The sequence below is a fragment of the Pseudomonas argentinensis genome (assembly GCF_001839655.2).
In the GTDB taxonomy this organism is placed as follows: domain Bacteria; phylum Pseudomonadota; class Gammaproteobacteria; order Pseudomonadales; family Pseudomonadaceae; genus Aquipseudomonas; species Aquipseudomonas argentinensis_B.
This window is the reverse complement of record NZ_CP056087.1, coordinates 1493945-1520718: the sequence shown is the minus strand read 5'-3', so window position 1 is coordinate 1520718 and position 26774 is coordinate 1493945. Positions and strand designations below refer to the sequence as shown.

Below are 26774 nucleotides of genomic sequence, written 5' to 3'. Positions count from 1 at the left end.
GGTTAGCCCATGCGCCTGATCATCGTCAGCGGTCGTTCCGGTTCGGGCAAGAGCACGGCGCTCGACGTCCTCGAAGACAACGGGTTCTATTGCATCGACAACCTGCCGGCCGGCCTGCTGCCCGATCTGGCGGAGCGCGCACTGCCCAATAGCGAACTGCTGCATCCGCAGGTGGCGGTGTCCATCGATGCGCGCAACCTGCCCAGCCAGCTCAGGCGCTTCTCCGAACTGCTCGACGAAGTGCGCTCACGCAACATTCGTTGCGATGTGCTGTACCTGGATGCCAGTGAAGAAACCCTGCTCAAGCGCTTCTCGGAGACACGCCGGCGCCATCCGCTGACCAACGACCAGCGCTCCCTGGCCGAGGCCATGGATGCCGAGGTCAAGCTGCTGAGCCCGATCATCGACCGGGCCGACCTGAAGATCGATACCACCCACCTGAACCTTTATCAGTTGCGTGACACCCTCAAGTTGCGTCTGCTCAACCAGCCCGAGCCCGGCACCGCATATCTGATCGAGTCGTTCGGCTTCAAGCGCGGCATGCCGGTGGATGCCGATCTGGTCTTTGACGTTCGCTGCCTGCCCAACCCTTACTGGAAGCCCGAGTTGCGTGATTTCACCGGCCTCGAGCAGCCGGTGGAGGGGTACCTGGCGGCGCAGGCGGATGTCGAGGAGATGTATCAGGATATCCATGCCTATCTGCACAAATGGCTGCCGCGTTTCGCCGCCAGCAACCGCTCCTATGTGACCGTGGCCATCGGCTGCACAGGCGGCCACCACCGCTCCGTCTACCTGGCCAATCGCCTGGGCCAGGCCCTCAAGCCGCTGTTGAAGAACGTTCAGATCCGCCACCGCGACCTCAGTTAAGGAATTGCCGCGATGCCCGCCCGTGAAATCACCATCATCAACAAGCTCGGCCTGCATGCCCGGGCGGCCGCCAAGTTCGTCGGCGTCGCGGGGCGCTTTCCGTGTCAGGTGAAGATTGGCCGTAGCGCCGAAGCCCTGGTCGACGGCAAGAGCATCATGGCGGTGATGATGCTGGCAGCAGGCAAAGGTACCAACGTGCACCTGCTGACCGAGGGGGAACGCGAGGACGAGGCGCTGCAGGCCCTGGTCGACCTGATCAACAACTACTTCGACGAAGGCGAGTAGCGGAATTCGGACAGCGCAGCGGCGCGCCGCACGCGCCACCAGTTAGGGTCTGTTGACGTTTCACGCACGGCCGCGCCGGAGCCCTACGGGTGGGGCCGCCTAGGTTGCGTGGGAAAATCTCGCCATGCGTCGTTGGAGGACTGGGCAAGGGAAAACGCGGACGGCCAGTCCATTCCCTGCGTCCTCTGCCTAGCGGATCGCCGCCCGGCCTGGCGAGATTTCTCGCGGCAACGCGGCTCGCGTTGAAACGTCACAGACCCTAGGTCAAAACCAGCCCGGCGCACCATTCAGGAGCTTGCCGACGAGAATCAACCCGCCGGCAAAAACCACCATGAAACCCAGCGCATGACGCAGTGAGCGGCGGTTGGCCATGATCAGCTCATGCAGTGGGCTCATGGATGCTCCTGAAGCCGTGGATCACGCCATCGCGGCTTGATAGCGGCGGGCAACCTCCGCCCAGTCCACGACGTTGTAGAACGCACCGATGTATTCCGGGCGGCGGTTCTGGTAACGCAGGTAATAGGCGTGCTCCCAGACGTCCAGGCCGAGGATCGGCATGTTGCCGTTCATCAGCGGGCTGTCCTGGTTACCGGTGCTCTCGACCACCAGCTTCTTCTGCGGCGTCACGCTGAGCCAGGCCCAGCCGCTGCCGAAGCGGGTCAGTGCAGCCTTGGTGAAGGCTTCCTTGAAAGCCTCGAAACCACCCAGTTGGCTGTCGATGGCCGCTTTCAGATCGCCCTGGGGCTCGCCACCACCATTGGTGCTCATCACCGTCCAGAACAGCGAGTGGTTGGCGTGACCGCCACCGTTGTTGATCACGGCGCCGCGCTTGTCTTCCGGCACCTCCTTGAGACGGGTCAGCAGCTCCTCGATCGGCAACTCGCCCAGTGCGTTGCCTTCCAGGGCGGCATTGAGGTTGTTGACGTAGGTCTGGTGGTGCTTGCTGTGGTGGATCTCCATGGTCTGCGCATCGATGTGCGGCTCCAGGGCATCGTAGGCATAAGGCAGAGCAGGCAGGCTATACGGCATGGTTTCACTCCTCTAATGGTACTGACGGGCGGCAGGCACCATGTGCGCTGCCGTTGACGCATCGCCGGACGCCCGGGCATCCAGCAATCGATCTGTACGGGGGTAGGCCCCGTGCTCGGCGACAAAGTTCAATACACCGGCGTAAGTGCGCCGGCTGTGATTCATGGCGGCCTGGCGCAGCGCGGGCGACAGCTGCTCACCCGCCATGCAGCGCAGCAGGTGTTCGTGGCAGGCGCACAGGTGCTCGGCAGCGCCCTCGGGATGGCCCGTGGTCAACTGCAGGTCGGCCAGGTTGTGCTGCGAGACGACGAACGCCGCCACCGCCGCCTCGGCGTCACGCCAGCGTTCGAACAGTACCTGGGCCAGGGCGAGAGCCTGCAGGTACTGCTCGCGCGCCTCGACCCAGCGGCCTTCGGCGAAGTGGCGGTTACCGGCCGCGATGAGTCGTTTCCACTGCTCCATGATCGGCCTCCTCGCCTGGGTTCAGAACACCGGTGCGCGAGCGCTGCACCGCTTAAAGACCGCCCTCGGTAAGGCGCTCGGGGTTGAGCAGCTGTTCCAGCTCGGCGCGGCCCAGCTCGGTCATCTCTTCGGCCACATCGATGATGGGCCGGCCTTCCCGGTAGGCTTTCTTGGCGATTTCCGCGGCCTTCTGATAACCGATCAGGGGATTGAGCGCGGTGACCAGGATCGGGTTGCGACCCAGCGCTTCCTTGAGCCTGGGCTCATTGACCTTGAAGCTGGCGATGGCGCGGTCGGCCAGCAGGCGGCTGACGTTGGCCAGCAACTCGATGCTGCCGAGCAGGTTGTGGGCGATCACCGGCAGCATCACGTTCAGCTCGAAGTTGCCGGACTGCCCGGCCACGGCGATGGCGGCGTCATTGCCGATCACCTGCGCGGCGACCATGGCGGTGGCTTCGGGGATTACCGGGTTGACCTTGCCGGGCATGATCGAGGAGCCGGGCTGCAGGGCTTCCAGTTCGATCTCGCTGAGGCCGGCCAGGGGCCCGGAGTTCATCCAGCGCAGGTCGTTGGCGATCTTCATCAGCGAGACGGCGATGGTCTTCAGCTGGCCAGACAGGGCGACCGCGGTGTCCTGGGAGCCGATCAGGGCGAAGAAGTTGCTGCCCGGGGTGAACTGCCGGCCGGTCAGGGCATTGAGCTCCTGGCAGAACAGCTCGGCAAAACGCGGATGGGCATTGATGCCGGTGCCCACCGCGGTGCCGCCCTGGGCCAGCGCCTGCAGCGCCGGCAACAGCCCGGTGAGCAACTGGATGTTGGCCTGGATCTGTTGGGCCCAGCCATCGAGCACCTGGCTCATGCGCACCGGCATGGCATCCATCAGGTGGGTGCGGCCGGTTTTCACATAGGGCTGCACCGCCAGGGACTTGTTGCACAGTACCTCGAGCAGATGCCCCAGCGCCGGCAGCAGCTTTTCGCTGACCTCGATGGCGGCACTCACGTGAATGGTGGTGGGGATGATGTCGTTGCTGCTCTGCCCGCAGTTGACGTGATCGTTGGGGTTGATCGGCTCGCCCAGAATGCGCGTGGCCAGGGTGGCGATCACCTCGTTGGCATTCATGTTGGAGCTGGTGCCCGACCCGGTCTGGAAAACATCCACCGGGAAATGCTGCATGAAGTCTTCGGCCAGCAATTGCTGGCACGCCGCGACGATGGCGTCGCCCTGGGCCGGCAGGATCTGCTCCAGGTCGACGTTGGCGCGAGCGGCTGCCGCCTTGGCCAGCACCAGGGCGCGGATGAACGCCTCGGGCATGGCCAGCCCCGACACCGGGAAGTTGTCTACCGCACGCTGGGTCTGGGCGCCATACAGCGCCGCGGCGGGCACAGCCAGCTCACCCATGCTGTCACGTTCGATACGGGTGTCGCTGTGGTGGTTATTCATAGGGGTTTCCTTCTGCCAGTTCGGACATCGAAAGCGAGGGCTGCATGCGCAAGGTTGCCAGACGATTGCGCGCGCGATTGAGGCTGCCTTGCTGCTCGCGGTCGACCGCCAGGTGTTGCAGGGCGTAGAGCGAGCGGTAGGCGTGGTCCAGGCAGAGGCTGCGCCAGTGCCAGGGCAGCGCCCTGTCGCAGGCGGTGTCCATGAGCAGGGTCAGGGTGGTCAGCGACATCCGCCAGGGACACAGACACCCGTGCTCGACCAGTTGCCGTCCCTGGGCCCAGTGCAGCTCCAGCAGCCGCGGCTCATCCGGCAGCAGCGCGCAGCGGATCCTGAAGCCCAGCCAGTGCCAGCAATCCAGACAAGGCGTATCGCGCGTGCGAAATCTCATGGCAATCCCTCAAAAGATAATGATATTAATTCCTATATAGGAAAAATAATCAATCCTTTGCGGTAAATGCAAACGCAGATGCCGATTCAGCAGGAAGGACAGGATAGGCAGATCAGCCCGGCGAACCGTTCAAAGGAGAAACGGCTATTGAAAACCGCCGCCTTGCGCGACGGTTTGCGAGAAAAGGGGCGCCAAGCAGGCAGTGTGAAAACGTGGCGAGCGGTAGTTTTCACAGGGTCTGCAAGGGCGCCCCGCTGAATTCAGCTGCCGGCTACGGTCATCTTCTCGATCAGCACCGAGCCCGTGCGGATATTGCTGCGCAGCTCCAGATCGCTGCCCACGGCGACGATCTGCCGGAACATGTCGCGCATGTTGCCGGCGATGGTCACCTCCTGCACGGCGAACTGGATCTCACCATTCTCCACCCAGTAACCACCGGCGCCGCGGGAATAGTCACCGGTCACCATGTTCAGGCCATGGCCCATCAGCTCGGTGACCAGCAGGCCACGGCCCATGCGCTTGATCAGCGCCTGCTGATCCTCCTCGCCATGGCTGACGAACAGATTGTGCACGCCACCGGCGTTGGCGGTACTGGGCATGCCCAGCTTTCGGCCGGAGTAGGTGCTGAGGATGTAGGACACCAGCCGGCCGCCCTCGACGAACGGCTTGGCATAGGTGGCCAGGCCGTCGCCATCGAACGCGGCGCTGCCCATGGCGCGCGGAATGTGCGGTCGCTCGTCGAGGTTCAGCCAGGACGGGAACAGCTGCTCGCCCAGGGTGCCTTCGAGAAACGACGACTTGCGGTACAGGGCGCCACCGGAAATGGCGCCGAGGAAACTGCCGAACAGGCCGGTGGCCAATTCCGCAGAAAACAGCACCGGCACCTCGCAGGTCGGCACCGGGCGAGCGCCGAGGCGGCTGACCGCCCGTTGCGCGGCGCGCCGGCCAATGCTCGCAGCGTCGGCGAGCAGATGGCCCTGGCGGTTCACGTCGTACCAGTAATCGCGCTGCATCTGCCCTTCGCTCTCGGCGATCATCACGCAGCTGAGGCTGTGGCGGGTACTGGCGTAACCGCCGACGAAACCATGGCTGTTGCCATACACGCGACAGCTCTGATGGCTCCCCAGGCTGCTGCCATCGGCGTTGCGGATGCGCGCATCGGCGTCGAAAGCCGCCGCCTCGCAGAGCAGCGCGCGCTCGATTGCCTGCCCCGGGGTAATGTCCCAGGCGTGATAGAGGTCCAGCTCCGGCAGGTCGCGGGCCATCAGCGCCGCATCGGCCAGGCCGGCACTGTCGTCCTCGGAGGCGTGCTTGGCAATCGCCAGGGCGGCGGCCACGGTTTCCCGAATGGCCGACTCGCCAGTGGCGGAGGTGCTGGCCGAGCCCTTGCGCTGGCCAACGTAGAGGGTGATGCCGAAGCCCTGATCACGATTGAACTCGACGGTCTCCACCTCGCGCTGACGCACCGTGGTGGACAGCCCCTGCTCCACCGATACGGCCACCTCGCAGGCGGTAGCGCCCTGCTTCCTGGCCTCGGCGAGAATCTCTTCGACCTGCGCCTGCAAACCGGGCAATGCGGCGGGTCCGACTACTTCCACTTCACTCATAACGACTCCTAAAAACGGCTTCAAGCCCAAGCTACAAGAAAATGCCGAACCCGCTCTTCGCTGTTCGCTTGCAGCTTGCGGCTTGCAGCTGCTGTTATCATGGTGGCGTTTCCCATTGGATCACCGCCCCATGTCTGATTACTCCGATGACTTCTCCGGCGAGAAGAGCAAATCCCAGGTCAAGCGCGAACTGCACGCACTCCAGGAGCTTGGCCAGCGCCTGGCCGGCCTCAAGCCCGATCTGCAGCGCAAGCTCCCCCTGACCGACGCCCTGCGCCGCGCCCTGGAAGAAGCACCGAAGCACACCGCCAACTCGGCCAAGAAGCGCCACGTCCAGTTCATCGGCAAGCTGATGCGCGAGCAGGACATCGACGCCATCGTCGCGCTGCTCGACCAGGTCGACGCCTCCACGCGCCAGTACAACGAACGCTTCCACAACCTCGAACGCTGGCGTGACCGGCTGATCGAGGGCAACGACGAGGTGCTGGAGAAATTCATCACCGAGTACCCCGACGCCGACCGTCAGCACCTGCGCGGCCTGATTCGCCACGCCCAGCACGAAGCGGCCCAGAACAAGGCACCGGCCGCCTCACGCAAGATCTTCAAGTACATCCGCGAGCTCGACGACACCCAACGCGGCCTGCGCTGAACGCTGCCGGGCGCGGGTGAAGCCTTCCCTCACACGCATCATGCGCCGGTACCGCCGACCGTGATCGCGTCGATCTTCAGGGTCGGCTGACCGACGCCGACCGGCACCGACTGCCCATCCTTGCCGCAGGTGCCGACGCCACTGTCCAGCGCCAGGTCGTTGCCAACCATCGACACCCGGCTCATCGCCTCCGGGCCGTTGCCGATCAGGGTCGCGCCCTTGACCGGCGCGGTGATCCTGCCATCCTCGATCAGGTAGGCCTCGCTGGTGGAGAACACGAACTTGCCGCTGGTGATGTCGACCTGACCGCCGCCGAGGTTGGCGCAGTAGATGCCCTTCTTGACCGAACGGATGATTTCCTCGGGGTCGCTCTCGCCGGCCAGCATGTAGGTGTTGGTCATGCGCGGCATCGGCAGGTGCGAGTAGGACTCGCGGCGTCCGTTGCCGGTGCGTGCCACGCCCATCAGGCGGGCATTGAGCTTGTCCTGCATGTAACCCTTGAGCACGCCGTTCTCGATCAGCGTGGTGCACTGGGTGGGCGTGCCCTCGTCGTCCATGCTCAGCGAACCGCGACGCTCGGCCAGGGTGCCGTCGTCGACGATGGTGCACAGCTTGGACGCCACCTGCTGGCCGATCTTGCCGCTGTAGTTGGAGCTGCCCTTGCGGTTGAAGTCGCCTTCCAGGCCATGGCCGACCGCCTCGTGCAGCAGCACGCCAGACCAGCCAGCGCCCATCACCACCGGCAGGGTGCCGGCCGGCGCGGCGATCGCCTCAAGGTTGACCAGTGCCTGGCGCAGCGCTTCGCGGGCATAGCCCATGGCGCGATCCTCGTTGAGGAAGTAGCGGTAGTCGGTACGTCCGCCGCCGCCGTGGCCGCCGCGCTCGCGACGGCCGTTCTGCTCGACGATGACGCTGACGTTGAAGCGCACCAGGGGGCGGATATCGGCGCCCAGGCTGCCGTCGGTGGCGGCGACCAGCACGCGATCCCAGACCCCGGCCAGGCTCACCGTCACCTGTTTGATGCGTGGGTCCAGGGCGCGGGTGGCGATGTCGATGCGTTTGAGCAGCTCGACCTTCTGGGCGCGGTCGATCACGTCCAGGGGGTTGTTGGCGGCGTACAACGGCATCACCTCGGTAGCCTTGAAGGCCTGTACGCGGCCCTGCTGGCCCGCACGGGCAATCGAACGCGCCGCGCGAGCCGCCTGGCTAAGCGCCTCGGCGGTGATCGCATTGCTGTAGGCGAAGCCGGTCTTTTCACCGGATTGGGCACGTACGCCGACGCCCTGGTCGAGGTTGAAACTGCCTTCCTTGACGATGCCATCTTCCAGCACCCAGGTTTCCGAGACCTGGGTCTGGAAGTACAGGTCGGCGGCGTCGATTCCAGGGCCGGCCAGCTCGCCGAGTACGCCCGGCAGGTGCTCCAGGGTCAGGCCGCCAGGGCTCAGCAGCTGCTCGCTGACGGTCGATAACAGGTCGCTCATAAGGTCTCCACATCAGGTTGCCGCGGCTCGGCCGCAGCGAAAAATCGTTTATGTCGCAGCACCGGCATGCGCTCGCGAATCGCCGCCTGCTCGGCAGCATCACGCTCGGCCAGCAAAGCTGCCTCGCCCTCGACCTGTTCGCCAAGCTTACGCCCCCAGGGGTCGACGATCAGGCTGTGGCCATAGGTTTCCCGGCCGCCGGGATGAACGCCCCCCTGGGCGGCCGCCAGTACATAGCACTGGGTCTCGATCGCGCGGGCGCGGATCAGCACCTCCCAGTGCGCCGCGCCGGTGACCCGGGTAAAGGCCGAGGGTGCAGTGATCAGCTCGGCGCCTGCCTCACGCAGTGCGCCATAGAATTCAGGAAAGCGCAGGTCATAGCAGACGGTCAAACCCAGACGCCCGACGGGTGTATCCGCTACCACCAGCTGCTGACCGTGGGCATAGTCGTCCGACTCGCGATAACGGCCGCGGCTGTCGCTGACGTCCACGTCGAACAGGTGCAGCTTGTCGTAGCGGGCGACGAGCCGGCCCTGCTCATCGATCAGCAGCGAGCAAGCCCGCGGCTTGCCCTCCGGCTCATCTTGCGGGGGCAACGGTAGGGTGCCGGCGACTATCCACAAACCAAGCTCGCGGGCGGTGCTTCGCAGCCACGGTAGCACCGGGCCTTCGCCGCGGGCCTCCCGGCGGCCCAGGGCGGCGGCGTCGCGGCGCCCCAGGGCAGAAAAGTTTTCCGGCAGCACCGCCAGGCGCGCGCCGCCCGCCGCGGCCTGTTCCAGCAGGCGCCGGGCATGCTGCAGGTTGGCGGCGATAACGTCCTGGCTGACCATCTGAATCACGGCGAATGACATCACGACCTCCGGCTCAGTTGGGCTTCTCGAACGGCTTGTCGAAGGTCAGCTCGGGATCATGCAACGTGCCCTTGACGTCGTACTGCACGCTGGCGAAACGCGCCACGCGATCCCCCAACAGCTTGTCGGCAATGAACAGCGCCCCGCCGATGGCGGGCGCGCCGACGATCAGCGCAGCGATCGGCAGGTTGTTGGTGACCGGCAGGGTGACCAGCAGCTTGGCGTCGATGCCCTCGTTGACCATGTTCAGGGTGCCGTTGAGCTCCAGGTTGCTCGACGGGCCGGTCATGGTGATCGGCCCCTGGGTGACGAACACGCCATCGGTGGCCAGCAGGTTGCCTTTCACCCGATCGTAGCTCAGTCCCTTGTCGAGCAGGTCGGAAAAATCGAGACGCAGGCGGCGGCCGATGGAATTGAAGTTGAGCAGGCCAAACACCCGCAGCGCCGAGGCCGAGCCCTGCACCTCGACGAACTGCCCTTTGCGCAGCGCCGCGTCGAGGCTGCCGGAATAGCGCTTGAGGCTGAACCAGGCGGGCGAGCCCGGCCAATGCCCGTCGGCGTCCAGGCGGAAGCTCTCGCTGGTCGCCGACGGCGCGTAGCCCCAGGCCCTGAGCACCTCGGAAAGCTTTTCGCCCTGCATGCGCCCCTTGTACCAGCTGCGCGTCTGCCCCGGCACGCCCTGCCAGCCGATCGCGCCGCCCAGGTGCAGGCCCTTGAGGTTGATATCCAGGTCGCTGAACTGCACGCCCTGGCCATCCGGGCGCGCCTTGAGCGACCAGGTGCCCATGTCGTCGGCGCCCTGGAACACGTGGGCGATGCGCAGGTTCAGCGCCGGAATCTGCCGCGGGTCGAAGTTGGCCAACGGGTCGGGATCTTCGGACTCCGGCGCATCCTCGGTCTTTGGCTTGGCGGCCGGCAGCCGTACGTATTCCATGTCGGCGACGATGGGCCGGTCGGCTGCTTCGAACAGATCGATACGTCCCTTGGTCAGGGTGCTGTCCAGGTTCAGCGACCAACCGCCCTCGAGCGGGCGCAGACCAACGTCGAGATCATCGAGCTGCTGACCGAACCCTTCGAAGCGCCCGATACGCAGCTGGGCATCGCTGAACAGCTGCTGGGCGTCCTGCCGCGACGACTGCTGGTAGGGCTCGATCGCCTTCTGCCACTCGGCCAGGTTGACCTGGGCCACACGCCCGCGCACGCGCACACCGCGGCTGGGCGGCAGGATCGCCGGGCCGTCGCCGAGGCGCAGCTCGCCGCGGCTCTGGTCGAACTGACCCGGCGGCGCGGCCAGGGTAAAGCTGGCGACATCCGCGTAGTCGAGCCAGTAGCGTTGCTCGGCGCCACCGAAACTCATGCGCCAGTCGGCGTAACGTTCGTCATTGCTGGCCTTGCCGAAGGGCGCCGGCAGGGCAACGCTCAGGCCCTTGAGGTTGGAGTCGACGCGCAGCTGGCTTTGCGCGCCCTCCAGGCTCAACCGCAGGCGGTACGGCAGGCTGCCTTCGGCGGGCAGCTTCTGCTTGACGCCCAGCCACTGCGTCAGGCTGTTCAGGGGCACCACGCCATTGGCTTCGATCTGGCTGCGCGCCTGACCCGGCCGGCCATCGGCCACCGCCTTGCCGCGAATGGCATGGCCGAGCGCCCGCGCGGTTACCGACGGCGCGCTCAGGCCCTTGCCCGTGTCGTAGCGGAAATCGCCGGTCACGTCGCTCAACTGCAGCTCGGGCTTGCTGATGACCAGCGAGGCCTTGTCGGCACTGAAGTCGACGATCACCCTGGGCTGCTCGCCCTTCTGCAACGGGATATCCAGATCCAGCGCGCCCTCCAGGGCGCCCTCGCCCTTCCACCCGGCAAAGGTATCGGCGACGCCCAGCGGGGTTTCCTGGAGGATCGTCAGGCCATCGCCAACGCTGCTCTGCAGCTTGCCCTTGAGCTTCAGGTGCGGGGTCTGGCCAGGGTCGACCCGGGGGATATCGGCGAACGCCTCGCGCACCCGACTGTTCAGAATGCTGCCTTCGGACACCCGCACCCGCACGCCGCTGTCTTCGATCAGCACCTGGCCGCGGGCATCACGCAGCGCGGGCCAGCCGGGCTGGAAGGCCAGCTCGGCGTCCTCCACGTCGAAGAACAGACTGATGCTGCGCACCGCCGGATCCGGGTTGCGATTGATCGAGCCCTGGTACTGGAAATAGCCCTCGTTGACCTTGCCGCTGTGAATGGCGGTCTTCAGCCACTCATCCAGCGCCGGGCTGAGTACCGGGCTGGGCAGGTACTTCTCGGTGAAGCGGGCATCGCCGTCGCGCATGCCGACCCGCAGGTCCATATAGTCCTCGCGCTCGGGATCCTTGAGCATGCGGATCAGGAAGTCGCCGGCCACCTTGCCTTCTTCGCCCACCACCTGCAGGTAGGGCGCGCGCAGGGTGAAGCCTTCCTCGTCCAGGGTCCAGGTCAACCGCCCCTTGGCCTGCTGATAGACCCAGGCCTGCGGGAACAGGGTGGTGAGGTGCAGGGAGAAATCTTCGCTGTCGACCTTCAACTCGCCCCCGCCCAGATCACCGGTGATGCTGCCGCTGCCATTTTCCACGGCGGGCGAGGCGTGCCAGGCGGAAAAACCGACGCGCTCCAGGTTGGCCGAGAACTGCAGACGCTCGGGGCCTTCGAGCTCCGGTTGAAAACTGGCATTGAGGTTGCGCAGGCCGCCGTGGGGCTTGAGGGTCTGCAGCAGCTGCAGGGCGTTGTCAGGCAGCGGCGCCAGGCCCTCGACCAGTGGCACCAGCGGGCCGATATCGAGGCGATCGGCACTCAAGGTCCAACGCTGCGACTGGTGGTCCTTGGCAGCCTGGTGGCCCAGGGCGATGCGCGCCTCGCCCCAGCGGTTCTCACCGCGGCTGAAGGCGAAATCATCGAGCAACAGATCGAAGTCATCGCCCTTGCGCTCGAAGTAGGCATTCAGCGCCAGGTCCTTGAGGGCGACGGACTGGCGCTCGCCATGGTGCCCCTTCAAGGCCGGTGCATGCAGGCGGGTGACGGCGCGCTGCAACTGACGCCCGTCCCACACGCCCCACAGCTCGCCGCCCAGCTGCAACTGTTCGAGCTGCCAGTCGCGGGTCAGCTTGGGCGGCAACCAGGCGGCCCAGTCGCTCTGCGGTGCGCTCAGGTACAGCTCGGCGCGGGCGTCCTGCCAGTGCTCGGGCTGGAGGCGCGTGCGCAGCTGCAGGGCCAGGGGCTGGCCGTCCGGCAGGTGCAGGCGCGCATTCAGGCGCTGACGGCTGCTGCCGTTATCGACGCTGAGGTTGATGTCGGTGAGTTGCAGCGGCTGCTGCCCGTGGGGCTGGACGCTCACCCGGCTGCCGAGCAGGGAAAGATGGCCAAGCACCTGGGACCGGCGCAGCGCCTTGGCGATATCCAGCGGCGGCTGGTCCTGGCGCTGCGGCAAGCCCTCCACGTGCCAGACGCCCTGCTCGTCCTCGCGCAGCCTCAGGCTCAGGCCATCGAGCTGCAGGTCGGCAAGGCGCGGTTGCCAGGCCAGCAGGCTGCCGAGCAGATCGGGCACCACCTGCACCCGTTCGAGGGCCAGTGCCTGCTCGCCCTCGCCGATGCGCAGATCACGCAGGGTGAGTAACGGCGCGAAACCACGCCAATGGCCTTCCAGCGCGCCGATGCCGACCGGCATGCCCAAGGCCTCGCTGGCGCGGGTTTGCGCTTCCTGCCGGTACTCGGCCACCAGGGGCACCAGTTGACGGCCCAGGCTCACATAAAGGGCGGCCAGCACCAGCCCCAGCGCGCACAGCCCCAGGCTCCAGCGCAACAGCGTGGCGAACGCCAGACCCAAACGCGCCATTCAGCTCACGCCCCGGCCCGGCCGGGCGTCTTTAAAGCAGTACCACATCGTATTGTTCCTGGGAGTACATGGTTTCGACCTGGAACTTGATGGTTCGTCCAATGAATGCTTCGAGGTCGGCAACGTTGCCGGACTCCTCGTCGAGCAGGCGGTCGACCACCTTCTGGTTGGCCAGCACCCGATAACCCTCGGGCTGGTAGGCACGGGCCTCACGGAGGATCTCGCGGAAGATCTCGTAGCAGGTGGTTTCCGCGGTTTTCAGCTTGCCGCGGCCCTGACAGTGGCTGCACGGCTCGCACAGCACCTGCTCGAGGCTTTCGCGGGTGCGCTTGCGGGTCATCTGCACCAGGCCGAGCTCGGTGATGCCGATAATGTTGGTCTTGGCGTGATCACGCTCCAGCTGCTTTTCCAGGGTGCGCAACACCTGGCGCTGGTGCTCCTCGTCTTCCATGTCGATGAAGTCGATGATGATGATGCCGCCGAGGTTGCGCAGGCGCAGTTGCCGGGCAATCGCGGTGGCCGCCTCGAGGTTGGTCTTGAAGATGGTTTCCTCGAGCGTGCGATGGCCGACGAAGGCGCCGGTATTGACGTCGATGGTGGTCATCGCCTCGGCCGGGTCGATGATCAGGTAGCCACCGGATTTCAGCGGCACCTTGCGCTCCAGGGCCTTCTGGATCTCGTCCTCGATGCCATGCAGGTCGAAGATCGGCCGCTCGCCCGGGTAGTGTTCCAGACGGTCGGCGATTTCCGGCATCAGCTCGGCGACGAAGCTGGTGATCTTGCCGAAGGTTTCCCGCGAGTCGACGCGGATCTTCTCCGAGCGCGGGCTGACCAGATCGCGCAAGGTGCGCAGGGCCAGGCTGAGGTCTTCGTAGATCACCGAGGGCGTCGGTGCACTCTTCATCTGTTCGCCTATCTGCGTCCACAGGCGGCGCAGGTAGCGGATGTCGACGAGAATCTCCTCGGCCCGCGCGCCGTCGGCGGCGGTGCGCAGGATGAAACCGCCGGCCTCGGCGATGCCCTCGGCAGCCACGCAATCGGCGACCACCTGCTTGAGACGCTCGCGCTCGGCCTCATCCTCGATCTTCAGGGAAATGCCGACATGGCTGGTGCGCGGCATGTACACCAGGTAACGCGAGGGGATCGACAGCTGGGTGGTCAGGCGCGCGCCCTTGCTGCCGATCGGGTCCTTGGTGACCTGCACGGTCAGGCTCTGGCCTTCGTGCACCAGGGCACTGATGCTCTCCACGGCGCTGCCTTCGCGGCTGGAGATTTCCGAGGCGTGGATGAACGCCGCACGCTCCAGGCCGATGTCGACGAACGCCGCCTGCATGCCGGGCAGCACGCGCACCACCTTGCCCTTGTAGATATTGCCGACGATGCCGCGGCGCTGGGTGCGCTCGACGTGCACTTCCTGCAGGACACCGTTTTCCACCACCGCCACGCGCGACTCCATCGGCGTGATGTTGATCAGGATCTCTTCACTCATGCGCCCATCTCTTGGCTGAGATGAAGCTGAAAGCAGCGCCGGGCTCATCGCGCCCGAACCATCGCGGCCTGCAACCTCTGGGTTATGCGCTGGCGGTCGTTTGCCAGCACGGAATCGCGAATTGCGCGAGCAGTTCGGCAGTCTCGCACAACGGCAGGCCGACCACCGCTGAATAACTGCCCTGCATCTGGCTGACGAATACCGCAGCCAAGCCCTGAATACCATAACTGCCGGCCTTGTCGCGCGGCTCGCCAGTGGCCCAATAGGCTTCAATCTGTGTCCGGGCGAGCGGCTTGAAGCGCACCGTGCTGGTCACCACGCGGGCCTCGGCCCGGGCATCGCTGACCAGGGCGACGGCGGTCAAGACCTGGTGCTCACGGCCGGACAGCGCGGCCAGCGTGGCCAGGGCATCCTCACGGTCGACGGGTTTGCCGAGTATGCGGCCATCGAGCACCACGGCGGTGTCGGAGCCGAGCACCACGGCATCATGGCGATCAGCCAGCGTACCGAGCGCAGCCTGGGCCTTGGCCAGCGCCAGGCGCTCGACGTAGACGGCAGGCGCCTCGCCGGGCTGCGGGGTTTCGTCGATGGGCACCACGTGGGTGGTAAAGGAGACGCCGATCTGTGCGAGCAGCTCGCGACGGCGCGGCGAAGCGGAGGCCAGGTAGAGCGTGGTCATGCACAGGTCTCGCAATCAGGCGCCGCAGCGCGGTTCAGTTGACGCGCATGCGCCGGTGCACGGCGCGCAGCAGGCTGCACACCCAGGGCCAGAGCAGCGCACTGACCAGGGCCGGCAGCACGAAGGCCAGGGTCGGCGGGCGGTTGCCGGTCAGGGCGTTGAGCCACAGCTGCACCAGCTGGGCGACGCCGAACACCACCAGCAGCACCATGCTCTGCTGCCACATGGGAAACATGCGCAGGCGCTGGTGCAGGCTCAGCACCAGAAAGGTGATCAGGGTGAGGATCAGCGCGTTCTGCCCCAGCAGCGTGCCGTTGAGCACGTCGGCCAGCAGGCCGATGCAGAAGGCACTGGTCATGCCGATGCGATGCGGCACGGCCAGCACCCAGTAGGTGAGAAACAGTGCCAGCCACAGTGGCCGGCCGATCTCCATGAAACGCGGCAGCGCGGACACACTGAGCAACAGCGCCAGCACCAGGCTGGCCCAGATCACCCAGAGGTTGCTGGAACGGGTGGCGATCATTGGCGGGCCTCCTCAGCGCTGGCAGGTTCGGCAGGTGCAGCTTCCGGCGCCTGCGCGTCGACTGGTGGCGCGTCCTCGAGCGGCGCCTCGGCATCGGGATGCTCGAGGGCGCGGCGATCGACCTCCTCCTGGGCCTCCGCCGACTCGGCGGCGCGCTGCTCCGGCGTGCGCGGGTCGGTGAACACCAGCAGCATGTAGCGGGTGCGGTTGAGATTGGCGGTCGGCACGGCACGGACGATGGCGAACGGCTGGCCGGAGTCGTGTACCACCTCGGTCACCGTGGCCACGGGGTAGCCGGCCGGGAAGCGTTGGCCGAGGCCGGAGCTGACCAGCAGGTCGCCTTCCTTGATATCGGCGGTGTCGGCCACGTGACGCAGCTCGAGACGCTCCGGGTTGCCGGTGCCGGTGGCGATGGCGCGCAGGCCGTTGCGGTTGACCTGCACGGGAATGCTGTGGGTGGTATCGGTGAGCAGCAGCACGCGGGAGGTGTAGGGCATCACCTCGACCACCTGGCCCATCAGGCCGCGGGCATCGAGCACCGGCTGGCCGAGCACCACGCCGTCCTTCTCGCCCTTGTCGATCAGGATACGGTGCGTGAAGGGGTTGGGATCGATGCCGATCAACTCGGTGGCCAGCACCTCGTCGTCGACCAGGGCCGAGGAGTTGAGCAGTTCGCGCAGGCGCACGTTCTGCTCGGTCAGCGCGGCGAGCTTCTGCAGGCGGCGCTGCATCATCAGCTGTTCGGCCTTGAGCTTCTCGTTCTCGGCGGCCAGCTCGTTGCGCGAGCTGAGCTCCTGGGTGGCACTTTCCCACAGGGTGACCGGCAGGCGGCCAAGCCAGTAGACGGGCTCGACGATCAGGCCGAGCTGGCTACGAACCGAATGCAGAACGGTAAGGCGGGCGTCGACGACCATCAGGGCAGCCGACAGCACGGCGAACACCAGCAGGCGTACACCGAGCGAAGGACCTTTGGCGAATAGCGGCTTTATGGCGATTACCTCGTAGCCTGCCCGGAAGCTGCATGCGGCGCGATGGTAGCTTCCGAGCTGCTGCAGCGTGAGGCGTGCGGCTTATTCGGTGGACAGCAGATCCATGGTGTGACGATCCATCATTTCCAGCGCCTTGCCGCCGCCACGGGCGACGCAGGTCAGCGGGTCCTCGGCGACGATCACCGGCAGACCGGTTTCCTGGCTCAGCAGCTTGTCCAGGTCACGCAGCAGCGCGCCACCACCGGTCAGCACCAGGCCGCGCTCGGCGATGTCCGAGGCCAGCTCGGGCGGCGACTGCTCCAGGGCGCTCTTGACTGCCTGAACGATGGTCGCCAGGGACTCCTGCAGCGCTTCGAGCACTTCGTTGGAATTGAGGGTAAAGCTGCGCGGTACGCCTTCGGCCAGGTTACGGCCACGCACGTCGACTTCACGGATTTCGCCACCCGGGTAGGCGGTGCCGATTTCCTGCTTGATGCGCTCGGCGGTGGATTCGCCGATCAGCGAGCCATAGTTGCGGCGCACATAGGTGATGATGGCTTCGTCGAAACGGTCGCCACCGACCCGTACGGACTCCGCATAGACCACGCCGTTCAGGGAGATCAGCGCGATTTCCGTGGTACCACCACCGATATCGACGACCATCGAACCACGGGCTTCCTCGACCGGCAGACCGGCACCGATGGCAGCGGCCATCGGCTCTTCGATCAGGAACACTTCGCGGGCACCGGCGCCCAGGGCGGATTCACGGATGGCGCGGCGCTCGACCTGGGTCGACTTGCACGGCACGCAGATCAGCACGCGCGGCGACGGCTGCAGAAAGCTGTTCTCGTGAACCTTGTTGATGAAGTACTGCAGCATCTTTTCGCAAACGCTGAAGTCGGCGATCACGCCGTCCTTCATCGGGCGAATGGCGGCGATGTTGCCTGGAGTACGACCGAGCATGCGCTTGGCGTCGGTGCCGACGGCGACGACGCTCTTCTGATTGCCATGGGTACGAATGGCGACGACCGACGGCTCGTTCAGGACGATGCCGCGCTCGCGAACATAAATAAGGGTATTGGCAGTGCCCAGGTCAATCGACAGATCGCTGGAAAACATGCCACGCAGTTTTTTGAACATGGGATAGGGACCCTAGGCAACGCGTGGTAAAGATCGGCGCAAGAAAACACGCAGGTAAAAAAGTGCGGCAAACTCTAACAACGGCAGGGATTTTGAGCAAGGCACCAATATGTTAGATTGCCTGTTTTTCCGCGGCCTTGAGGCATCTTCCACACGGGTGGCGACAGCACTGAAAAGCTGTCATGCGCTACCGGTAACCGCCCCAAGCCGCACGTCGCCGCCTTTGACCGCCAGCCAAACGCATCCGTTCCCTGCCCCCCCGGCACGGGTACCTGCCGAGACCCATGCTGGCGACCGCCTGGCGGCTAGCTTTTACAGGGAGAACCCGATGGCACTTGAACGCTCCGAGGTGGAAAAGATCGCACACCTGGCCCGCCTGGGCCTGGGTGACAGTGAACTGCCACAGACCACCGCAACCCTCAACAGCATTCTGGGCCTGATCGACAACATGCAGGCGGTCGACACCACCGGCATCGAGCCCCTGGCCCACCCGCTGGAAACCACCCAGCGCCTGCGCGCCGACGCCGTTACCGAAACGAACCAGCGCGACGCCTACCAGGCCATCGCCCCGGCCGTGGAAAGCGGCCTGTACCTGGTTCCCAAAGTCATCGAGTAAGGAAAGCCTTCCGCCATGCATCAATTGACCCTGGCCGAGATCGCCCGCGCACTCGCCGACAAGCAATTCTCCTCCGCCGAGCTGACTCAGAACCTGCTGGCTCGCATCGAGAAGCTCGATCCGCAGCTCAACAGCTTCATCACCGTGACCGCCGAGCAGGCCCTCGGGCAGGCCAAGGCCGCCGACGCCCGCCGCGCCGCCGGTGAAAACGGACCGCTGCTCGGCGCGCCGATCGCCCACAAGGACCTGTTCTGCACCAGGGGCGTGCTGACCAGCTGCGGCTCGAAGATCCTCACCGGTTTCAAGGCGCCCTACGACGCCACCGTGGTCGAGAAACTGAATGCCGCTGGCACCGTGACCCTCGGCAAGCTGAACATGGACGAGTTCGCCATGGGCTCGGCCAACGAATCCAGCCACTACGGCCCGGTCAAGAACCCCTGGGACACCAGCCGCGTCCCTGGTGGCTCCTCGGGCGGCTCGGCCGCAGCGGTGGCCGCACGCCTGCTGCCCGCCGCTACCGGCACCGATACCGGCGGCTCGATCCGTCAGCCGGCCGCGTTGACCAACCTCACCGGCATCAAGCCGACCTACGGCCGCGTCTCGCGCTGGGGCATGATCGCCTACGCCTCCAGCCTCGATCAGGGCGGCCCACTGGCCCGCACCGCCGAGGATTGCGCCCTGCTGCTCGGCGCCATGGCCGGTTTCGATGCCAAGGATTCGACCAGCGTCGACCAGCCGGTCGATGATTACCTGGCCGCCCTCGCCCAGCCGCTGGCCGGCCTGCGCATCGGCCTGCCCAAGGAATACTTCGGCGCCGGCCTCGATGCGCGCATCGGCGAGCAGATCATGGCCGTGGTCGAAGAGCTGAAAAAGCTCGGTGCCACCGTCAAGGACATCAGCCTGCCCAACCTGCAGCACGCCATCCCGGCCTACTACGTGATCGCCCCGGCGGAAGCCAGCTCCAACCTGTCGCGTTTCGACGGCGTGCGCTTCGGCTACCGCTGCGAGAACCCAAAAGACCTGCAGGACCTGTACAAGCGCTCCCGTGGCGAAGGCTTCGGCGAGGAAGTGAAGCGGCGCATCATGGTCGGCACCTACGCGCTGTCCGCCGGTTACTACGACGCCTACTACATCAAGGCCCAGCAGATCCGCCGGCTGATCAAGAACGATTTCGTCGCCGCGTTCAAGGACATCGACGTGATCCTCGGCCCGACCACGCCGAACCTGGCCTGGAAGCTGGGCGAGAAGAACGCCGATCCGGTCTCCGCCTATCTGGAAGACATCTACACCATCACCGCCAACCTGGCCGGCATTCCCGGTCTGTCGATGCCGGCCGGCTTCGTCGATGGCCTGCCGGTGGGCGTGCAGTTGCTCGGCAACTACTTCCAGGAAGGTCGTCTGCTCAACGTCGCGCACCAGTACCAGCAGGTCAGCGACTGGCACAAACAAGCACCGAGCGGATTCTGAGGAACACATCTATGCAATGGGAAACCGTCATCGGGCTGGAGATTCACGCTCAGCTCAGCACCCAATCGAAGATCTTCTCGGCCAGCGCCACCACCTTTGGCGCCGAGCCCAACACCCAGGCCAGCCTGGTCGACCTCGGCATGCCTGGCACCCTGCCGGTGCTCAACGCCGAAGCGGTACGCATGGCCTGCCAGTTCGGCCTGGCCATCGATGCCGAGATCGCCGAGCGTAACGTCTTCGCGCGCAAGAACTACTTCTACCCGGACCTGCCGAAGGGCTACCAGACCAGCCAGATGGATCATCCCATCGTCGGCAAGGGCTTCCTCGATATCACCCTGGAAGACGGCACCGTCAAGCGTATCGGCATCACCCGTGCGCACCTGGAAGAAGACGCCGGCAAGAGCCTGCACGAAGACTTCCAGGGCATGAGCGGCATCGACCTGAACCGCGCCGGCACGCCGCTGCTGGAAATCGTTTCCGAGCCGGACATCCGTTCGGCCAAGGAAGCGGTGGCCTATGTAAAGGCCATCCATGCCCTCGTCCGCTATCTCGGAATATGCGACGGCAATATGGCCGAAGGTTCGTTGCGGTGTGACTGCAACGTGTCGGTACGCCCGAAGGGCCAGGCCGAGTTCGGCACCCGCGCCGAGATCAAGAACGTCAACTCGTTCCGCTTCATCGAGAAAGCCATCAACCACGAAGTGCAACGCCAGATCGAGCTGATCGAAGACGGCGGCAAGGTGGTGCAGGAAACCCGCCTGTACGATCCCAACAAGGATCAGACCCGATCCATGCGCAGCAAGGAAGAAGCCAACGACTACCGTTACTTCCCCTGCCCGGACCTGCTGCCGGTGGTGATCGAGCGCAGCTTCCTCGATGACCTGCGTGCCAAGCTGCCGGAACTGCCGCCGCAGAAGCGCGAGCGTTTCGAAAGCCAGTATGCCCTGTCGACCTACGACGCCAGCGTGCTCAGCGCCAGCCGTGAGCTGGCCGACTACTTCGAAGCCGTCGAGAAAACCTGTGGCGATGCCAAGCTGGCGGCCAACTGGGTGATGGGCGAGCTGTCCAGCCTGCTCAACAAGGAAGGCCTGGAGATCGACCAGTCGCCGGTGTCCGCCGAGCAACTGGGCGGCATGATCCTGCGTATCAAGGACAACACCATCAGCGGCAAGATCGCCAAGATGGTCTTCGAGGCCCTGGCGGCCGGTGAAGGTGCGACGGCCGACGAAGTGATCGACAAGAAGGGCCTCAAGCAGGTCACCGATTCAGGCGCCATCGAGGCGATGCTCGACGAGGTGCTGGCGGCCAACGCCGACCAGGTCGAACAGTACCGCGCCAGCGACGAAGCCAAGCGCGGCAAGATGTTCGGCTTCTTCGTCGGCCAGGCCATGAAAGCCTCCAAGGGCAAAGCCAACCCGGGGCAAGTGAACGAACTGCTGAAGAAAAAGCTCGAAGGCTGAGCCTATGAAAACGCCGGGTTTGCCCGGCGTTTTCGCATCTGAAGTCCGGGATGGAGAAAAGCAATGCGTCGATTATCGGTACTGCTGGCGCTGTTCAGCCTGCTGCTTGCCGGCTGTAGCAGCTTTGGCGGTGGCGTGCCCGGCGATTACCGCGCCGAAGGCAAGGCCTCCTATTACGGCAAGGCCCACCACGGCAACCGCACCGCCAGCGGCGAGCGCTTCAACCAGAACGCCCTGACCGCCGCCCATCGCACCCTGCCCTTCGGCACCATGGTGAAAGTCACCAACCTCAACAACGACCGCAGCGTGGTGGTGCGCATCAACGACCGCGGCCCCTTCGCCCGCGGGCGGATCATCGACGTGTCGCGCAAGGCGGCGGAGTCGCTGGACATGATTCGCTCAGGCGTGGTGCCGGTGCGCGTGGAAAGCCTGAAGTAAGACGGAGGGCTGTTCACGATCTTTCAGGCGACATAGAGAGGCTGCTACAAGGCAGAAGCGGACATTGAGCTTCAAGCCGCAAGCCTCAAGCTGCAAGAAGAAGCTAGAGCACTGCGGACTGCTTCTAACTTGTAGCTTGTAGCTTGGGGCTTGCAGCTTGCGGCCGCTCCCGCCACTTTGCAGACAAAGCGCTGAATTCGAGCCAAAAGATCGTGAATAGGCTCTACAGCGCCGGATCCCAGCGCTGCGACCAGTCGGTATCCTGCGCGGTGATTTCGCGTAGCAGCCCGAAGCTCTGCTGCAGGGCCGCCGAATCCCGCTCGCGGGAATACACCAGATAGGTCGGGTAGCTGAATTCCGGCGCCCGCGGCACCCGCTCCAGCACCTTCTTGTCCAGATAGCTCTGTACCACCCGGGTACGAAAGTAGCCCGAGCCGCCGTGCTCCAGGATGTACTGCAGGGCCAGGGGCCCGAGGTTGAAGGATACCGGCGCCCGTGCCTTGTCCGGCAGGGCGCGGTCGTGCTGGGCGCGGAAGCTGTCGCTCCAGTCGATGTACACGTAGGGCTCCGGATTCGCCGCCCGGACCAGAATCAGCTTCTCCTCGAGCACCTGCTCGACCTGCATGCCGGCCCAGTAGGTGGGCTGGTAGACCAGCGCCGCATCCATCACGCCCATTTCCACCTGGCGCAGCAGGCTGGCGCATTCGGCGACCTGGGCGCGCACCGCGTAGCCCTCGATACCCTGGCGAATCGCGCTGACCCAGCGCAGCATCAGCGGGTTGCACAGGCTCACCTCGCCGCCGATATGCAGCACGTTGTGGTAACCGTCCGGCAACGGCAGGTCGCGCTGGGCGGCCTCCCAGGTCTGCTGGATCTGGTTGGCGTAGGTGACGAACGCCTCGCCGTCTGGGGTCAGCCGCGCGCCGGCGCGGTTACGCACGAACAGCGTGCTGCCCAGGTGGCTTTCCAGCTTCTGGATGCGTGCGGTGATCGCCGTCTGGGTGATGTGCATGCGCTCGGCGGCGGCGATAAAGCTGCCGCTGCGGACGATTTCCAGAAAGGTGCGGGTAAGGTCGATATCCATGGTCACTATGCCTGCGTGCGCCGCCGGCCATTCCTCAAGCCTGATCCGGCGCCCAGTGTACGGGCGCGCGGCGGATCATTCGATGCGTCAATCGAGATGCCTGAGCAGATCGCGGTGCAGCGCGGCGACCAGGTCGGTCTGGGTGATCATCCCTACCAGCCGGCCCTCGTCGAGCACCGGCAGGCAGTGCAGGCCTTCGTCGGAGAGCAGCGCGATCAGGTCGACGACATGGGTATCGACATCCACCGTGCGCACCGGCGAAGTCATCAGCTCACCCAGCACCAGCCTCTTCTGCAGGCCGAGAATCGCCCGCAGGTTGAAGCTGTTGGCGCGGGTGGCGCTGACCAGATCGACCAGGCTGACGATACCGACCAGCCGCCCGCCATCGAGAATCGGCAAGGCCTTGAGCCCATGATGGGTGAGCAGGTACAGCCCCTTGGCTACCGCGGTTTGCGGCGTGGCATGGATCAGGTCGCGGGACATCATCTGCCCGGCGCGGATCTCGCCCATACTGCGGCGCAGCGCGTGTTTCTCGGTGCTGCGCACGATCAGTTCGAGGTCTTCGCGGGTGATGTCGACGAAGGAGCCCAGCTCATCGAGGGCGTGGTCCAGGTCATCGGCATTGATGCCGGCGCGCTCGCTCGGTAGCAGGTCATGGGTGTGATGAACCGCCTGCGTACCGGGATGGGGGCGCGGATAGGGTACGCGGGTCAGGTTGTTGTAGAGCAGCGCGCAGGCCAGCAGGCCGACCCCGGCGGTCATCGCCGCCAGCGCCGGCTGCCAGAACGGCTCGCCCGGCAACGGTGTGGCGAACACCATGCAGAAGGCGATGGCGCCGCCCGGTGGGTGCAGGCAGCGCAACGGGCACATCAGCAGCAGGCTGAGGCCCAGGGCCAGGGCCGCGCCCACCAGGCTGTGATCGACAAAATGGCTGATCGTCAGCGCAACGGCGCTGGCACACAGGTAGCTGCCGAGAATCGACCAGGGCTGGGCCAGGGCTCCCGAGGAAACGGCGAACAGCAGCACGGCCGAAGCCGCCAGCGGGCCGGAGAAATGCACCGCCATAGGCAGGCCGAACAACTGGCTGCACACCCAGGTGCTGAACAGAAAACCAGCGGCGGCGCCAAAGGCGGCGCGGCTCCATTCTCGGGGGCGGGTATGCAGGGCGTCAGGCAGAAAGGCGGAGAGCCATTGGGGGAAATGCGCGTGGGACTTCATCACGACCGTCGAAAAGATCGAGCCTCTCAAATAAGAGGCTCGCTGGGTACCGCTGGAAGCGGCTGGCAGGAGCATCCGTCCCTGGATGATGTACTCGTCTGTGTGCAACCTTGCCCGCCTTGGCAGAGAAACCGTGGCAGGCAATGGAGCAGAGTGTGACGAAGGGCGATAACGCGATCAAACGAATAATAATGAAGGATTGATAAGCTTTTTTTGATATCAAACCACTGAGAGGATGAAGCGATAGCGTGTAGCCCGGGTTGAGCGCAGCGATACCGGGGAACCGAATCCTGGGTATCGCTGCGCTCAACCGCAGGCTGCGAATGATCGGTTGTACCTTTACGGATAGCTGAAGCTTTTCACCAGCGTCAGCTCGCCCGGCGTGCGCATCGGCACCAGAAAGCTCTCCTGCTTCTCGTTGACCGTGCCCTCTTCGGTGATCAGGGTGATCTGCCCGGTGGTGAGAATCTGCCCGGCGCTGCTCTCGCCCTCCTCGTCGTAGCTGTAGCCGCCGCCGTAGTAGTTCACGTAGACCAGGTACTGACCCTTGAGCGGGGTGGGCGAGGCGATCATTTCCGGACCGTAGCCGGTGGTCACGTCGACATCCAGGGCCGCGCCGTTGGCCAGCGAGCGATTGCCGTACCAGACGTGCTCACCATCGGGGGTGACCAGGTGCAGATCCAGGTCGGTGTTGTCGCTGTCCCACGACAGCACCACGCGCAGGCGCGCCGGGGTTTCGCCGCTGCCGTTGTTGTAGAACTGCACGCGGCGGCGCTGGCTGCCATCCGGGCTGCGCACCTCGACGTTGTTGCTGCCGGCCGGGAACACGAACGGGCGGTCGAAGCCGCCGTCCTCGTCGATCTTCAGCGGCATGCTGGTGCCGTTGACCACCAGCCGGCCCGGCGCCTTGTTCTCGTCCTTGCCAAGCTGGCCGATGGCGCCCTTGATGCGCGCGGTGTCGGCCTGGTTGGCGGCGCTGTTCACGCTGGATGCCGGGTAATTGACCTCCTGCATGAACTGCGCGCCGTCGCCGCCACCGACGCGCCAGCCGCTGCGTGGGGTGTCGAGCTTTATCTCGGCCAGGGCACAGAGCGGCAGCAGGGTCAGGCAGAGGGCGATACGGGGGGTGATCAGAGCCATGATGTCATTCCAGTAACAGGGTGCGGGCGAGGCCTTCGACGTAGGCCTCGTCCTGTCCATTTGGGTGGGCGACGAACGCCAGGTGCAGGTATTCGTGAGTCAGGTCCAGACGGTCCTGTAGGGAAAAGAAGCCGCGCACGAAGATGCGCTGCCGCTCGCGATCTACATAGGGCCGCCCGGACGCCAATTGGCAAACGGTAAACTGCTGAATTTCCTCGTAGCCCGGCTCCATATCCAGGCGCTCGCGCCAGTCGCGCCTCTGCTTGCGCAGCCACTGTTCAGCAGCGACCAGCGGCTGGCAGGCGGCCGCGGGTTTGTCCCAGCGGCTCAAGGTGGCGCGTGGGAAGGCGCGGGCCAGAATGGCGTCGTAACGCAAGCCGCTGTTGGCCTGCTCGACCGCTTGGCTCCAGGCCAGCCGATCAGGCCCCGGCTGGGTGCTGTGATAGGTGACCGGCGTGCCGGCCAGCACCAGGTCGGCGGTCCAGGCGGCGATATCCCGGGCGCCCTGGCTGGCGGGGCGCGGCGCTACGCGCTGGCTGGCGCTGCTGTCGTCGATGCGCAGGCATTCGCCACGACGCTCGGCGCTCTGCAGCAGGTAGGTGCGCGCAGCGATGGCCAGCGCCTTGGCGGCCTCGGCAGGCTGCGCCGAGGCCTCACGATCCAGTACGCGGGCCACGTAGTCCTCACGATCCAAGTGGGCAGTGAGCTGCAACCCTTCGCCGCTTCGCTCGAGAAACAGCTCGCCGTGACTTTCGATGGGCAGGCGGTTGCCGTTGGTGAACTCGACCTCGTAACGGCCATTGAGCGCGCCCGGCTCCACGGCCGCGCTACTGCCCTCACGCTTGAGCTGGCGCAGTGGATAGCGGGCGAACAGACGCACCTCCACGCAGCTGCCGGCCTCCCTTGGCCACGCCGCTGGCAGCACCTGGCCGAGTGCCTCGGCATGGCCCTTGAGCACCATGCTGCTGGTGCCCGAGCCGCCCGCCCAGACGGGCGTGCCATCGGCCAGCCAGCCGGCGAAACCACCCTGGCGCGCCTGGGGATCGTCATCGGCGAGCCAGCTCCAGGTCTTCACCCGCAGGCGGCTGCCCAGGGCGCTGACGGTCGAGCCGTCGCCGTTCAGCACCACGTCCAGCAGCACCTTGCGGGCATCGGCCTGAGCGGGCAATTGCGCAAGTTGCGTGAGCAGTTGCTGAACCGAGACGCGGGTACCCGGCGCCAGGCGCTGGCGCTCGCTGATCCAGCCTGGCGCCTCTCGGGCCTGCCAGTAACGCGACCAGTCGCCTTGGTCCAACTGCAGGTTCTCCTGTTCGAAGTACAGGCCGCAGGACTTGACCAGCGCCTGCTCCCGGTCGATACGCTCGCCCGGGTTGCAGCAATACACCTCCTCCTTGTCCCGCCCGCGGCACTGGTAGCCGTGGTCCGGCTGTTTGGTGTCGACCAGATAGGCGTAGACGAACAATTTCCACAGGCTGCCCAACGGTACCTGCAGGTTCTCGGAAAGGGGCTCGCGACTGAGCAGTCGTTGCCCGTCGAGGCGCAACAGCTCACTGCCGCCAGCCGTTTGCCAGGCCAGCGACAGCGGCGCCTCGCCAGCCAGTGCCGAACCGCCAAGGGCGGCCAGCAGGGCCAGCGAAGCGAAAATGCAGCC

The 26774-nt window shown here is 65.5% G+C and carries 25 protein-coding genes; 7 read left to right on the top strand and 18 right to left on the bottom strand.

The window, feature by feature from the left end:
* Nucleotides 1–9: 9 nt before the first annotated feature.
* Both rapZ and SA190iCDA_RS06585 read left to right on the top strand, forming a co-directional pair.
* Complete coding sequence (gene rapZ / locus SA190iCDA_RS06590; protein ID WP_070884340.1) at nt 10–867, top strand: RNase adapter RapZ; 858 nt, start codon at nt 10–12, stop codon at nt 865–867.
* Nucleotides 868–879: 12 nt separating this feature from the next.
* Nucleotides 880–1152 (top strand): HPr family phosphocarrier protein, encoded by a 273-nt coding sequence (locus tag SA190iCDA_RS06585; protein WP_070884341.1) that lies wholly within the window; start codon nt 880–882, stop codon nt 1150–1152.
* A gap of 264 nt (nt 1153–1416) precedes the next feature.
* Here the strand turns inward: SA190iCDA_RS06585 and SA190iCDA_RS23140 are convergent, their stop codons facing one another.
* The 6 genes from SA190iCDA_RS23140 to pmbA form a co-directional block, all read right to left on the bottom strand.
* Nucleotides 1417–1548, bottom strand: a complete 132-nt coding sequence (locus SA190iCDA_RS23140) for a hypothetical protein (protein WP_268963882.1) — start codon at nt 1546–1548, stop codon at nt 1417–1419.
* A 21-nt stretch (nt 1549–1569) separates the two neighbouring features.
* Nucleotides 1570–2181 (bottom strand): superoxide dismutase, encoded by a 612-nt coding sequence (locus tag SA190iCDA_RS06580; RefSeq protein WP_070884342.1) that lies wholly within the window; start codon nt 2179–2181, stop codon nt 1570–1572.
* A 12-nt stretch (nt 2182–2193) separates the two neighbouring features.
* Complete coding sequence (locus tag SA190iCDA_RS06575) at nt 2194–2643, bottom strand: hypothetical protein (RefSeq protein ID WP_070884343.1); 450 nt, start codon at nt 2641–2643, stop codon at nt 2194–2196.
* Nucleotides 2644–2695: 52 nt separating this feature from the next.
* Nucleotides 2696–4084: a class II fumarate hydratase gene (locus SA190iCDA_RS06570; protein WP_070884344.1), complete on the bottom strand. Its 1389-nt coding sequence runs from the start codon at nt 4082–4084 to the stop codon at nt 2696–2698.
* A complete protein-coding gene (locus SA190iCDA_RS06565; RefSeq protein WP_170833906.1) occupies nt 4077–4472 on the bottom strand; it encodes a FagA protein in 396 nt (131 codons plus the stop codon). Before SA190iCDA_RS06565 ends, SA190iCDA_RS06570 begins: the two co-directional genes overlap by 8 nt.
* 260 nt (nt 4473–4732) lie before the next feature.
* Nucleotides 4733–6079 carry a metalloprotease PmbA gene (gene pmbA, locus SA190iCDA_RS06560; RefSeq protein WP_070884345.1) on the bottom strand — a complete coding sequence of 449 codons (1347 nt, stop codon included), beginning with the start codon at nt 6077–6079 and terminating at the stop codon, nt 4733–4735.
* Nucleotides 6080–6209: 130 nt separating this feature from the next.
* Here pmbA and yjgA point away from each other — a divergent pair, with 130 nt between their 5' ends.
* A complete protein-coding gene (gene yjgA, locus SA190iCDA_RS06555) occupies nt 6210–6728 on the top strand; it encodes a ribosome biogenesis factor YjgA (protein WP_027903686.1) in 519 nt (172 codons plus the stop codon).
* Nucleotides 6729–6766: 38 nt separating this feature from the next.
* Here the strand turns inward: yjgA and tldD are convergent, their stop codons facing one another.
* From tldD to mreB, 8 genes are all read right to left on the bottom strand, one after another.
* Nucleotides 6767–8209, bottom strand: coding sequence for a metalloprotease TldD (tldD, locus tag SA190iCDA_RS06550; RefSeq protein WP_070884346.1), 1443 nt, complete (start codon nt 8207–8209; stop codon nt 6767–6769).
* Nucleotides 8206–9060: a carbon-nitrogen hydrolase family protein gene (locus SA190iCDA_RS06545; RefSeq protein WP_070884347.1), complete on the bottom strand. Its 855-nt coding sequence runs from the start codon at nt 9058–9060 to the stop codon at nt 8206–8208. Before SA190iCDA_RS06545 ends, tldD begins: the two co-directional genes overlap by 4 nt.
* A gap of 13 nt (nt 9061–9073) precedes the next feature.
* Nucleotides 9074–12901, bottom strand: coding sequence for a YhdP family protein (locus tag SA190iCDA_RS06540; protein WP_070884348.1), 3828 nt, complete (start codon nt 12899–12901; stop codon nt 9074–9076).
* 31 nt (nt 12902–12932) lie between these two features.
* Nucleotides 12933–14390 (bottom strand): ribonuclease G, encoded by a 1458-nt coding sequence (rng, locus tag SA190iCDA_RS06535; RefSeq protein ID WP_070884349.1) that lies wholly within the window; start codon nt 14388–14390, stop codon nt 12933–12935.
* An 82-nt stretch (nt 14391–14472) separates the two neighbouring features.
* The gene (locus SA190iCDA_RS06530; protein WP_070884350.1) at nt 14473–15069 is read right to left on the bottom strand and encodes a Maf family protein; all 597 of its coding nucleotides are present in this window, start codon (nt 15067–15069) and stop codon (nt 14473–14475) included.
* Nucleotides 15070–15103: 34 nt separating this feature from the next.
* Nucleotides 15104–15592 carry a rod shape-determining protein MreD gene (mreD, locus tag SA190iCDA_RS06525; protein ID WP_070884351.1) on the bottom strand — a complete coding sequence of 163 codons (489 nt, stop codon included), beginning with the start codon at nt 15590–15592 and terminating at the stop codon, nt 15104–15106.
* Nucleotides 15589–16533, bottom strand: coding sequence for a rod shape-determining protein MreC (mreC, locus tag SA190iCDA_RS06520; RefSeq protein WP_236101074.1), 945 nt, complete (start codon nt 16531–16533; stop codon nt 15589–15591). Before mreC ends, mreD begins: the two co-directional genes overlap by 4 nt.
* 129 nt (nt 16534–16662) lie before the next feature.
* Nucleotides 16663–17700 (bottom strand): rod shape-determining protein MreB, encoded by a 1038-nt coding sequence (gene mreB, locus SA190iCDA_RS06515; RefSeq protein WP_070884352.1) that lies wholly within the window; start codon nt 17698–17700, stop codon nt 16663–16665.
* 328 nt (nt 17701–18028) lie between these two features.
* Between mreB and gatC the strand changes: the two genes are divergently transcribed.
* From gatC to SA190iCDA_RS06495, 4 genes are all read left to right on the top strand, one after another.
* Nucleotides 18029–18316, top strand: a complete 288-nt coding sequence (gene gatC, locus SA190iCDA_RS06510; RefSeq protein WP_070884353.1) for an Asp-tRNA(Asn)/Glu-tRNA(Gln) amidotransferase subunit GatC — start codon at nt 18029–18031, stop codon at nt 18314–18316.
* Between the two features lie 15 nt (nt 18317–18331).
* Nucleotides 18332–19783, top strand: a complete 1452-nt coding sequence (gene gatA / locus SA190iCDA_RS06505; protein ID WP_070884354.1) for an Asp-tRNA(Asn)/Glu-tRNA(Gln) amidotransferase subunit GatA — start codon at nt 18332–18334, stop codon at nt 19781–19783.
* Nucleotides 19784–19794: 11 nt separating this feature from the next.
* Complete coding sequence (gatB, locus tag SA190iCDA_RS06500) at nt 19795–21243, top strand: Asp-tRNA(Asn)/Glu-tRNA(Gln) amidotransferase subunit GatB (protein ID WP_070884355.1); 1449 nt, start codon at nt 19795–19797, stop codon at nt 21241–21243.
* Between the two features lie 63 nt (nt 21244–21306).
* On the top strand, nt 21307–21681 hold the full coding sequence (locus tag SA190iCDA_RS06495; RefSeq protein WP_070884356.1) for a septal ring lytic transglycosylase RlpA family protein: 375 nt from the start codon (nt 21307–21309) through the stop codon (nt 21679–21681).
* 223 nt (nt 21682–21904) lie between these two features.
* Here the strand turns inward: SA190iCDA_RS06495 and SA190iCDA_RS06490 are convergent, their stop codons facing one another.
* The 4 genes from SA190iCDA_RS06490 to SA190iCDA_RS06475 form a co-directional block, all read right to left on the bottom strand.
* The gene (locus SA190iCDA_RS06490; RefSeq protein ID WP_070884357.1) at nt 21905–22765 is read right to left on the bottom strand and encodes a LysR family transcriptional regulator; all 861 of its coding nucleotides are present in this window, start codon (nt 22763–22765) and stop codon (nt 21905–21907) included.
* An 87-nt stretch (nt 22766–22852) separates the two neighbouring features.
* The gene (locus tag SA190iCDA_RS06485; RefSeq protein ID WP_070884358.1) at nt 22853–23983 is read right to left on the bottom strand and encodes an HPP family protein; all 1131 of its coding nucleotides are present in this window, start codon (nt 23981–23983) and stop codon (nt 22853–22855) included.
* 339 nt (nt 23984–24322) lie between these two features.
* Complete coding sequence (locus tag SA190iCDA_RS06480) at nt 24323–25123, bottom strand: YfaP family protein (RefSeq protein WP_070884359.1); 801 nt, start codon at nt 25121–25123, stop codon at nt 24323–24325.
* Nucleotides 25124–25127: 4 nt separating this feature from the next.
* Nucleotides 25128–26768, bottom strand: coding sequence for a DUF2300 domain-containing protein (locus tag SA190iCDA_RS06475; RefSeq protein ID WP_170833916.1), 1641 nt, complete (start codon nt 26766–26768; stop codon nt 25128–25130).
* Nucleotides 26769–26774: the final 6 nt, after the last annotated feature.